Below are 10,246 nucleotides of genomic sequence, written 5' to 3'. Positions count from 1 at the left end.
CGTGGTTGCGTACGACTACGGCGTCAAGCTGAACATCCTGCGCATGCTCGTGGAGCGTGGTTGCCGCGTGACCGTGGTGCCGGCGCAAACTCCGGCGGCAGATGTCCTGGCCCTCAATCCTGACGGCGTGTTCCTGTCCAACGGCCCGGGTGATCCCGAGCCTTGCGACTACGCGATCCAGGCGATCAAGGACGTGCTGGAAACCGAGATCCCGGTGTTCGGCATCTGCCTCGGTCATCAGTTGCTGGCCCTCGCTTCGGGCGCCAAGACCTTGAAAATGGGGCACGGCCACCACGGCGCCAACCACCCGGTCCAGGACCTGGATACTGGCGTGGTGATGATCACCAGTCAGAACCACGGCTTTGCGGTGGATGAGGCGACCCTGCCGGCAAACGTGCGGGCGATCCACAAGTCGCTGTTCGACGGCACGCTGCAAGGCATCGAGCGTACCGACAAGAGCGCATTCAGCTTCCAGGGCCACCCTGAAGCGAGCCCTGGCCCGAACGATGTAGCGCCGCTGTTCGATCGCTTCATCACCGAGATGGCCAAGCGACGCTGACCGCGTGAAGCCTGAGGGCGGCCCCGAAACCGGTGGTCCCCTTGGGCGCTGCAAAGATTGTTCGACGGCCTAGCCGACTGACCTGCGGATTTGAGTGACAAACCCATGCCAAAACGTACAGACATAAAAAGCATCCTGATTCTCGGCGCTGGCCCGATCGTGATCGGCCAGGCCTGCGAATTCGACTACTCCGGCGCCCAGGCCTGTAAAGCCCTGCGCGAAGAGGGCTATCGCGTCATCCTGGTGAACTCCAACCCGGCCACCATCATGACGGACCCGGCCATGGCCGACGCCACCTACATCGAGCCGATCAAGTGGCAGACCGTTGCCAAGATCATCGAAAAGGAGCGCCCGGACGCACTGCTGCCGACCATGGGCGGCCAGACTGCATTGAACTGCGCCCTGGACCTGGAACGTGAAGGCGTCCTGGAGAAGTTCGGTGTGGAAATGATCGGCGCCAACGCCGACACCATCGACAAGGCCGAAGACCGTTCGCGCTTCGACAAGGCGATGAAATCCATCGGCCTGGACTGCCCACGCTCGGGCATCGCCCACAGCATGGAAGAAGCCAACGCCGTCCTGGAGCGCCTCGGCTTCCCGTGCATCATCCGTCCGTCCTTCACCATGGGCGGCACCGGTGGCGGCATCGCTTACAACCGTGAAGAATTCGAAGAAATCTGTGCTCGTGGTCTGGATCTGTCGCCGACCAAAGAGCTGCTGATCGACGAATCCCTGATCGGCTGGAAAGAATATGAAATGGAAGTTGTCCGCGACAAAAAGGACAACTGCATCATCGTCTGCTCCATCGAAAACTTCGACCCGATGGGCGTGCACACCGGTGACTCCATCACCGTCGCACCCGCCCAGACGCTGACTGACAAGGAATACCAGATCCTGCGGAACGCCTCCCTGGCGGTACTGCGCGAGATCGGCGTGGAAACCGGCGGCTCCAACGTCCAGTTCGGCATCTGCCCGAACACCGGTCGCATGGTGGTCATCGAGATGAACCCGCGGGTATCCCGTTCCTCGGCCCTGGCCTCGAAAGCCACCGGCTTCCCGATCGCCAAGGTCGCGGCCAAACTGGCTGTGGGTTACACCCTGGACGAACTGTCGAACGACATCACCGGTGGCAAGACCCCGGCGTCTTTCGAGCCGTCCATCGACTACGTTGTCACCAAGCTGCCACGTTTCGCCTTCGAGAAATTCGCCAAGGCCGACGCCCGCCTGACCACTCAGATGAAATCGGTCGGTGAAGTCATGGCCATCGGCCGGACCTTCCAGGAATCCCTGCAGAAAGCCCTTCGCGGTCTGGAAGTAGGTGTTTGCGGCCTCGATCCGAAACTGGACCTGAGCCACCCGGACGCCATGAGCGAGCTCAAGCGTGAACTGACCGTGCCGGGCGCCGAGCGGATCTGGTACGTGGCGGACGCCTTCCGTGCCGGCATGACCGTCGAGCAGATCTTCGGCATGAACATGATCGACCCTTGGTTCCTGGTGCAGATCGAAGATCTGATCAAGGAAGAAGAGAAGGTCAAGACCCTGGGCATGTCCAGCATTGACCACGACACGATGTTCCGCCTCAAGCGCAAGGGCTTCTCCGACATGCGCCTGGCAAAACTGCTGGGTGTGACCGAGAAGAGCCTGCGCAGTCATCGTCACAAGCTTGAAGTGTTCCCGGTCTACAAGCGCGTGGACACTTGCGCCGCCGAATTCGCCACCGACACTGCTTACCTGTACTCCACGTACGAGGAAGAGTGTGAAGCCGCGCCGTCGACGCGTGACAAGATCATGATCCTGGGTGGCGGTCCTAACCGGATCGGCCAAGGCATCGAGTTCGACTACTGCTGCGTGCACGCGGCACTGGCCCTGCGCGACGACGGGTACGAGACCATCATGGTCAACTGCAACCCGGAAACCGTGTCCACCGACTACGACACCTCTGATCGCCTGTATTTCGAACCAGTGACCCTGGAAGACGTGCTGGAAATCGTCCGTGTCGAGAAGCCAAAAGGCGTGATCGTCCAGTACGGTGGCCAGACCCCTCTGAAACTGGCACGTGCCCTTGAAGCGGCCGGTGTGCCGATCATCGGGACCAGTCCGGATGCCATCGACCGTGCAGAAGACCGTGAGCGCTTCCAACAGATGGTTGAGCGTCTGAACCTGCGTCAGCCACCTAACGCTACCGTGCGCAGCGAAGACGAAGCGATTCGCGCCGCCGCCAAGATCGGTTACCCGCTGGTGGTGCGGCCGTCCTATGTACTGGGCGGTCGGGCGATGGAAATCGTTTACCAGGAAGACGAACTCAAGCGCTACCTGCGCGAAGCGGTTCAGGTGTCCAACGACAGCCCGGTGCTGCTGGACCACTTCCTCAACTGCGCCATCGAAATGGACGTGGATGCGGTCTGTGACGGCAAGGACGTGGTGATCGGCGCGATCATGCAGCACATCGAGCAGGCCGGTGTTCACTCCGGTGACTCCGCTTGTTCGCTGCCGCCTTATTCGTTGCCGGCCCACATCCAGGACGAAATGCGCGAGCAGGTCAAGAAAATGGCCCTGGAGCTGGGCGTGGTCGGCCTGATGAACGTGCAACTGGCCCTGCAGGGCGAGGACATCTACGTCATCGAAGTCAACCCGCGCGCGTCCCGTACCGTACCGTTCGTCTCCAAGTGCATCGGTGTGTCCCTGGCGATGATCGCTGCACGGGTCATGGCCGGTAAGACCCTGAAAGAGCTGAACTTCACCAAGGAAATCATTCCGAACTTCTACAGCGTCAAAGAAGCGGTGTTCCCGTTTGCCAAGTTCCCTGGCGTGGACCCGATCCTTGGCCCTGAAATGAAGTCCACCGGCGAAGTCATGGGCGTGGGCGATACCTTCGGCGAAGCTTTTGCCAAGGCCCAGATGGGCGCCAGCGAAGTTCTGCCAACTGGCGGCACGGCGTTCATCAGCGTGCGTGATGACGACAAGCCGCTGGTTGCAGGCGTGGCCCGTGATCTGATCAACTTGGGCTTCGAAGTGGTCGCCACTGCCGGTACCGCCAAGCTGATCGAGGCGGCTGGCTTGAAGGTGCGCCGCGTGAACAAGGTGACCGAGGGGCGTCCGCACGTGGTCGATATGATCAAGAATGATGAAGTCACGCTGATCATCAACACCACCGAAGGTCGCCAGTCGATCGCCGATTCGTATTCCATTCGTCGCAACGCGCTGCAGCACAAGATCTACTGCACCACGACCATTGCTGCGGGCGAAGCTATCTGCGAAGCGCTCAAGTTCGGTCCCGAGAAGACCGTGCGTCGCTTGCAGGATCTACATGCAGGATTGAAGGCATGAGCATAACCAAGTACCCGATGACGGTTCAGGGCGCGAAGGCCCTGGAAGAAGAACACGCTTTCCTGACCAAGGTCGAGCGTCCGCGCTTGAGCCAGGCGATTGGCGAAGCGCGTGAGCTGGGCGATCTCAAGGAAAACGCCGAATACCACGCTGCCCGCGAGGAGCAGGGTATGGTCGAGGCGCGAGTCCGTGATATCGAAGGTCGCATGCAGAATGCCGTGATCATTGATGTCACGACGATCCCGCACACTGGCAAGGTCATTTTCGGCACCACAGTGGAAATCGCCAACGTTGAGACTGATGAAAGCGTCACTTACCAGATCGTTGGTGAGGACGAGGCGGACATCAAGCTTGGCAAGATTTCCGTCGGCTCCCCCATTGCTCGCGCCTTGATTGCCAAGGAAGAGGGCGATGTAGTGGTTGTGAAGACGCCGGGTGGTGTCATCGAGTATGAGATTGTCGAAGTCCGTCACATCTGAGCGAAGGCGTCCGCTGCGAGCCGGCGCCATGATCTGGCAGCTCACCCAGATGTTGTGGGTGGGCGGCGTCTGGTTGTTGCACGTCGGTTTGCTACCGGTGCTGGGTCGAATCGGCCTGGCACCGCTGCTCATCGATGAAATCGCAGCTATGCTGACGTCGCTTCTGGTGGGTTTTTCCTCGGCATGCGTAGTGTTTCAGGCTTTGGTGCTGGTTCAGGCCGAGGGCCTTGACAGTCTATGGCGCGACATTCGTGGGCAGTTGCTGCTCATGTCGTTGTATGCGTGCGGGATGTTTCTTGCTGTACGTCTCGGCTGGCCGGATGCGAGCCTGTGGCAGGTATTCAGCTACCTGGTGCTGGGTTTTTCCGGGTTGGTGCTGGTGTTGCAACCGGTACCCGGATGGAGCAGCAGGGTGCGCGAAGCACACCCTTGACCCTTTGGCATTACTTGAAGCGGTGAACGTTCGACAGTTGCTTGTTGACGCTGAAATTCTTGCGATAAATCAGTGCCATCTTGCCGATGACCTGCACCAGGTCTGCCTTGCCGGTCTTGCACAGTTCGGCAACGGCAGCCAGGCGGGCTTCGCGATCGAGAATATTGAGCTTGATCTTGATAAGCTCATGATCGCCCAAGGCGCGTTCCAGCTCAGCTAGAACACCTTCAGTCAAACCGTTGTCAGCCACAGTCAAAACCGGTTTCAGATGGTGGCCAATGGATTTGTATTGTTTCTTCTGCTCTTGAGTGAGCGGCATAATCTGACCCCTGCGTCTGATCTTGTAAAAAGCGGCGGCCAGTTTACCCGAGCGAGTCCGGGACCGCCCAGTTAATCACGACCCGTTTTATTTTTTAGAGGTGGCCCGTGGCCCGTTCCAAGACTAGCCAGAACTGGCTCAGAGAGCATTTCAACGATCCGTACGTCAAAATGGCGCAAAAAGACGGCTATCGTTCTCGTGCCAGCTATAAATTGCTCGAAATCCAGGAAAAGGATCGTCTGATCCGCCCTGGCATGACCGTGATCGACCTTGGCGCCGCGCCGGGGGGGTGGTCTCAGGTGACCAGTCGTCTGATCGGCGGTCAGGGGCGATTGATTGCTTCCGACATCCTGGAAATGGACAGCATCCCCGACGTGACCTTCATCCAGGGCGATTTCACCGAAGATGCCGTGCTGGCGCAGATTCTCGAGGCTGTCGGAAATACGCAGGTTGACCTTGTGATTTCCGATATGGCCCCCAATATGAGTGGATTGGCGGCTGTCGACATGCCTCGAGCAATGTTCCTCAGCGAGCTGGCCCTGGATCTTGCCGGGCGGGTGTTGCGCCCAGGTGGTGATTTTTTGATCAAGGTCTTCCAGGGTGAAGGTTTTGATGAGTACCACAAGGGGATGCGCAAGCTGTTCGACAAAGTGCAGATGCGCAAGCCATTGTCGTCGCGCGATCGCTCTCGTGAGCAGTATCTGCTGGCGCGAGGCTTCCGGGGAATTGAAGGCGCAGCCAGTGATGAGCGTCTTTGATAAAGGCCGATAGTTTTTTTTGTCTCGCCTTGCAAGAGCCGTGTTACGAAAATTACGCGGTCAGAGTTTCACAAAGGGTTACAGACGGCGCCTGCCAGAGTCGTAGGTAATGTAGTAAGTTAGGCCGGTGAATATCATGCGAAGCGCGCGCCAGTAGCGGAGCTTGCTTCAGAGGGTAGTTAATTGAACGATATGGCAAAGAATCTGATCCTGTGGTTGATCATCGCCGCTGTCCTTGTGACCGTGATGAACAACTTCTCCAGCCCTAACGAGCCGCAGACCCTCAACTATTCCGACTTCATCCAGCAAGTCAAGGATGGCAAGGTCGAGCGCGTTGCCGTCGATGGTTATGTGATTACCGGCAAGCGCACCGATGGTGACAGCTTCAAGACCATTCGTCCGGCGATTCAGGACAACGGCCTGATCGGCGACCTGGTGGACAATCATGTCGTGGTCGAAGGCAAGCAGCCTGAGCAGCAGAGCATCTGGACCCAGCTTCTGGTGGCCAGCTTCCCGATCCTGGTGATCATCGCGGTGTTCATGTTCTTCATGCGCCAGATGCAGGGCGGTGCCGGTGGCAAGGGCGGGCCGATGAGTTTCGGCAAAAGCAAGGCCCGACTGCTCTCTGAAGACCAGGTGAAGACCACCCTGGCCGACGTCGCCGGGTGCGATGAGGCCAAGGAAGAGGTCGGCGAGCTGGTTGAATTCCTGCGTGATCCGGGCAAGTTCCAGCGCCTGGGCGGCCGTATCCCACGCGGCGTGCTGATGGTTGGTCCTCCGGGTACCGGTAAAACCTTGCTGGCCAAAGCGATTGCCGGCGAAGCCAAAGTGCCGTTCTTCACGATTTCCGGTTCCGACTTCGTGGAAATGTTCGTCGGTGTGGGCGCCAGTCGTGTGCGTGACATGTTCGAACAGGCCAAGAAACACGCGCCTTGCATCATCTTCATCGACGAAATCGACGCTGTCGGTCGCCATCGTGGCGCCGGCATGGGTGGTGGTCACGACGAGCGCGAGCAGACCCTCAACCAGTTGCTGGTCGAGATGGACGGTTTCGAAATGAATGACGGCATCATCGTGATTGCCGCCACCAACCGTCCGGACGTGCTCGATCCTGCGCTGTTGCGTCCAGGCCGTTTCGACCGCCAGGTCGTGGTGGGGCTGCCGGACATTCGTGGTCGCGAACAGATCCTCAAGGTTCATATGCGCAAGGTGCCGATGGGTGACGACGTCGCTCCGGCAGTGATCGCTCGTGGTACACCGGGTTTTTCCGGTGCCGACCTTGCGAACCTGGTCAACGAGGCGTCGCTGTTCGCTGCTCGTACCGGCAAGCGTGTCGTTGAGATGAAAGAGTTCGAACTGGCCAAAGACAAGATCATGATGGGCGCGGAGCGCAAATCCATGGTCATGTCCGAAAAAGAGAAGCAGAACACGGCGTATCACGAGGCGGGTCACGCGATCGTTGGTCGTGTGGTGCCCGAGCATGACCCGGTCTACAAGGTCTCGATCATCCCGCGCGGTCGTGCCTTGGGTGTGACCATGTTCCTGCCGGAAGAAGATCGTTACAGCCTGTCCAAGCGTGCGCTGATCAGCCAGATCTGTTCGCTCTACGGCGGCCGTATTGCCGAAGAAATGACACTGGGCTTTGACGGTGTAACCACCGGCGCGTCCAACGACATCATGCGTGCCAGCCAGATCGCCCGGAACATGGTCACCAAGTGGGGCCTGTCCGAAAAACTGGGCCCACTGATGTACGCCGAAGAAGAGGGTGAAGTGTTCCTCGGTCGTGGTGGCGGTGGCCAGCACGCAAGCTTCTCTGGCGAGACGGCAAAGCTGATCGACTCTGAAGTACGCAGCATCATCGACCAGTGCTATGGCACCGCCAAGCAGATCCTCACGGATAACCGTGACAAGCTCGACGCCATGGCTGATGCCCTGATGAAGTATGAAACCATTGATGCCGAGCAGATCGACGACATCATGGCAGGTCGCGAGCCTCGCGAGCCTCGTGACTGGTCGGGCGGCGGCACCGGTACGTCCGGTACGCCTCCGGCGGTACAGGGCGAGCGTCCGGAGACACCGATCGGCGGTCCGGCTGCTGACGTTTAAGGCTTGAAATGACTTCTGTTCAGTCCTCAACCCGGTTGCCTTGCGGCAACCGGGTTCTTGATTTGTCCCATGTCCATGTCATGGGCATTCTCAATGTCACTCCCGATTCCTTTTCCGATGGCGGTCGATTCAGTCAGCTTGATGCTGCGTTGCGGCATGCCGAGGCGATGGTCGTCGCCGGCGCAACGCTGATCGATGTCGGCGGTGAGTCGACCCGGCCAGGCGCGCGGGCAGTCTCGCCCACCGAAGAGCTGGAGCGGGTGGCGCCGATTGTCGAGCGCATTCATCGCGAACTTGATGTCATCATCTCGGTGGATACATCCACGCCCGCGGTCATGCGTGAGACTGCACGGCTTGGAGCGGGGGTGATCAACGACGTTCGCTCCTTGCGGCGCGATGGTGCCCTGGATGCCGCAGCGGCTACGGGGTTGCCGGTGTGTCTGATGCATATGCTGGGCGAGCCCGGAACGATGCAGGACGACCCGCACTATCATGATGTGACCAGGGAAGTCGGAGAGTTTTTGGTGGAGCGCCTGGATCAATGTGCCGCCGCAGGTATTCCTGCGCAGCGGATCATTCTTGATCCCGGGTTCGGCTTTGCCAAGACGCTGGCTCACAATCTGAGCCTGTTCAAACATATGGAAGCCTTGCATACCCTGGGGCGGCCCCTGTTGGTCGGGGTTTCGCGAAAGAGCATGATAGGCAATGCCCTGGGTCGTCCCGTGGGGGAGCGCCTGTACGGCGGTCTTGCGCTGGCGGCCCTGGCTATTACAAAAGGCGCACGCATATTGCGGGTGCATGATGTGGTCGAAACGATGGATGTTGTGCGGATGATCGCAGCAGTGGATTCAGCCGAATAAGAATGACGGAGCACTTATGAGCAAGAAATACTTTGGCACCGACGGTATTCGTGGTCGGGTCGGCGAATACCCCATTACCCCTGATTTCATGCTCAAGCTCGGCTGGGCTGCCGGTATGGCATTCCGCAAGATGGGCGCCTGCAAAGTGCTGGTTGGCAAGGACACGCGAATTTCCGGCTACATGTTCGAATCGGCGCTCGAGGCCGGCCTGACTTCGGCGGGCGCCGATGTGATGCTGCTCGGTCCGATGCCGACGCCGGCCATTGCCTACCTGACGCGTACGTTCCAGGCCCAGGCAGGCATCGTAATCAGTGCTTCGCACAACCCGCATGATGACAACGGCATCAAGTTCTTCTCCGGCCAGGGTACCAAGCTGCCGGATGATATCGAGCTGATGATCGAAGAGCTGCTGGACGCGCCGATGACTGTGGTTGAGTCGAGCAAGATCGGTAAAGTGTCGCGGATCAACGATGCGTCAGGTCGTTATATCGAGTTTTGCAAAGGCAGCGTGCCCACCGGTACGAGCTTTTCGGGTCTGAAAATCGTCGTCGATTGTGCTCATGGTGCGACCTATAAAGTCGCGCCAAGCGTATTTCGCGAATTGGGAGCAGAGGTTGTCGTGCTCTCCGCCCAGCCTAACGGGCTGAACATCAACCACAACTGCGGCTCCACTCATACCGAGGCGCTGCAAGCGGCCGTGCTGGCCGAGCAGGCTGATCTCGGGATTGCCTTTGATGGTGACGGTGACCGGGTTCTGATGGTCGATCACACCGGCACTGTCGTCGATGGTGATGAGCTGCTGTTCATCATTGCTCGCGATCTGCACGGGCGCGGCAAGCTGCGGGGCGGCGTGGTCGGGACGTTGATGAGCAATCTCGGGCTCGAGTTGGCCCTGGTGGACCTGGATATTCCCTTCGTGCGGGCCAACGTCGGTGATCGCTATGTGATCTCGGAGCTGCTGGAGCGCAATTGGGTGATCGGTGGCGAGAACTCCGGGCATATTGTTTGTTTTGACCACACCACCACTGGCGATGCGATTATTGCTGCCTTGCAAGTGCTGATGGCACTCAAGGCGCGCAATGAAGGGCTTGCGCAGTCGCGTCAGGCGTTGCGCAAATGCCCGCAGGTGCTGATTAATGTGCGTTTCGGCGGTGGTGCGAACCCTCTGGAGCATGCGACGGTCAAGCAAGCCAGCGAGCGCGTAACGCAGGCTATGGCCGGGCGTGGGCGCGTGCTATTGCGCAAGTCTGGTACCGAGCCGTTGGTGCGGGTCATGGTCGAAGGCGAGGATGAAGCACAGGTCCGCGGTTATGCTGAAGAGCTGGCGAAGCTTGTTAGTGAAGTTTCTGCCTGAATTCGGCTTGCCAGTCATCAATCGGTTGGGTAACATCTGCGCCCACTTTGA

General features: G+C 59.2%; 9 protein-coding genes. 8 read left to right on the top strand and 1 reads right to left on the bottom strand.

The features are described from left to right. From GSM73_RS27530 to GSM73_RS18485, 4 genes are all read left to right on the top strand, one after another. On the top strand, positions 1-559 hold a 559-nt coding region (locus tag GSM73_RS27530), incomplete at its 5' end, for a carbamoyl phosphate synthase small subunit (RefSeq protein WP_256676952.1). Between the two features lie 105 nt (positions 560-664). Beyond that, positions 665-3,886 carry a carbamoyl-phosphate synthase large subunit gene (gene carB / locus GSM73_RS18495; protein ID WP_047229062.1) on the top strand — a complete coding sequence of 1,074 codons (3,222 nt, stop codon included), beginning with the start codon at positions 665-667 and terminating at the stop codon, positions 3,884-3,886. 2 nt (positions 3,887-3,888) lie between these two features. Then, positions 3,889-4,365, top strand: coding sequence for a transcription elongation factor GreA (greA, locus tag GSM73_RS18490; protein WP_027911987.1), 477 nt, complete (start codon positions 3,889-3,891; stop codon positions 4,363-4,365). Positions 4,366-4,393: 28 nt separating this feature from the next. Continuing rightward, the gene (locus GSM73_RS18485) at positions 4,394-4,798 is read left to right on the top strand and encodes a hypothetical protein (protein WP_047229061.1); all 405 of its coding nucleotides are present in this window, start codon (positions 4,394-4,396) and stop codon (positions 4,796-4,798) included. 10 nt (positions 4,799-4,808) lie between these two features. On the opposite strand, the gene GSM73_RS18480 is transcribed toward GSM73_RS18485, so the two are convergent. Beyond that, the gene (locus GSM73_RS18480) at positions 4,809-5,117 is read right to left on the bottom strand and encodes a YhbY family RNA-binding protein (RefSeq protein ID WP_003177852.1); all 309 of its coding nucleotides are present in this window, start codon (positions 5,115-5,117) and stop codon (positions 4,809-4,811) included. Positions 5,118-5,224: 107 nt separating this feature from the next. On the opposite strand from GSM73_RS18480, the gene rlmE reads away from it, so the two are divergent. From rlmE to glmM, 4 genes are all read left to right on the top strand, one after another. After that, on the top strand, positions 5,225-5,875 hold the full coding sequence (gene rlmE / locus GSM73_RS18475) for a 23S rRNA (uridine(2552)-2'-O)-methyltransferase RlmE (RefSeq protein WP_047229060.1): 651 nt from the start codon (positions 5,225-5,227) through the stop codon (positions 5,873-5,875). Positions 5,876-6,067: 192 nt separating this feature from the next. Beyond that, positions 6,068-7,981: an ATP-dependent zinc metalloprotease FtsH gene (gene ftsH, locus GSM73_RS18470; RefSeq protein ID WP_047229059.1), complete on the top strand. Its 1,914-nt coding sequence runs from the start codon at positions 6,068-6,070 to the stop codon at positions 7,979-7,981. A gap of 8 nt (positions 7,982-7,989) precedes the next feature. Then, entirely contained in the window at positions 7,990-8,841 is an 852-nt protein-coding gene (gene folP, locus GSM73_RS18465; RefSeq protein ID WP_139049105.1) for a dihydropteroate synthase, read from the top strand. 16 nt (positions 8,842-8,857) lie between these two features. Further along, the gene (gene glmM, locus GSM73_RS18460) at positions 8,858-10,195 is read left to right on the top strand and encodes a phosphoglucosamine mutase (RefSeq protein ID WP_160893426.1); all 1,338 of its coding nucleotides are present in this window, start codon (positions 8,858-8,860) and stop codon (positions 10,193-10,195) included. Positions 10,196-10,246 lie beyond the last annotated feature (51 nt).

The sequence above is a fragment of the Pseudomonas sp. PICF6 genome (assembly GCF_009831705.1).
GTDB classification, from domain to species: Bacteria; Pseudomonadota; Gammaproteobacteria; order Pseudomonadales; family Pseudomonadaceae; genus Aquipseudomonas; species Aquipseudomonas rhizophila.
Note: the sequence above shows the minus strand (reverse complement) of the source record. Positions and strands in the feature narration are given on the sequence as shown.

What these genes read in the sequence shown, in the direction of transcription:
- carB (WP_047229062.1), top strand. Translation starts at nt 665, where the DNA reads ATGCCAAAACGTACAGACATAAAAAGCATCCTGATTCTCGGCGCTGGC.
- GSM73_RS18485 (WP_047229061.1), top strand. Translation starts at nt 4,394, where the DNA reads ATGATCTGGCAGCTCACCCAGATGTTGTGGGTGGGCGGCGTCTGGTTG.
- GSM73_RS18480 (WP_003177852.1), bottom strand. Translation starts at nt 5,117, where the DNA reads ATGCCGCTCACTCAAGAGCAGAAGAAACAATACAAATCCATTGGCCAC.
- ftsH (WP_047229059.1), top strand. Translation starts at nt 6,068, where the DNA reads ATGGCAAAGAATCTGATCCTGTGGTTGATCATCGCCGCTGTCCTTGTG.
- folP (WP_139049105.1), top strand. Translation starts at nt 7,990, where the DNA reads ATGACTTCTGTTCAGTCCTCAACCCGGTTGCCTTGCGGCAACCGGGTT.
- glmM (WP_160893426.1), top strand. Translation starts at nt 8,858, where the DNA reads ATGAGCAAGAAATACTTTGGCACCGACGGTATTCGTGGTCGGGTCGGC.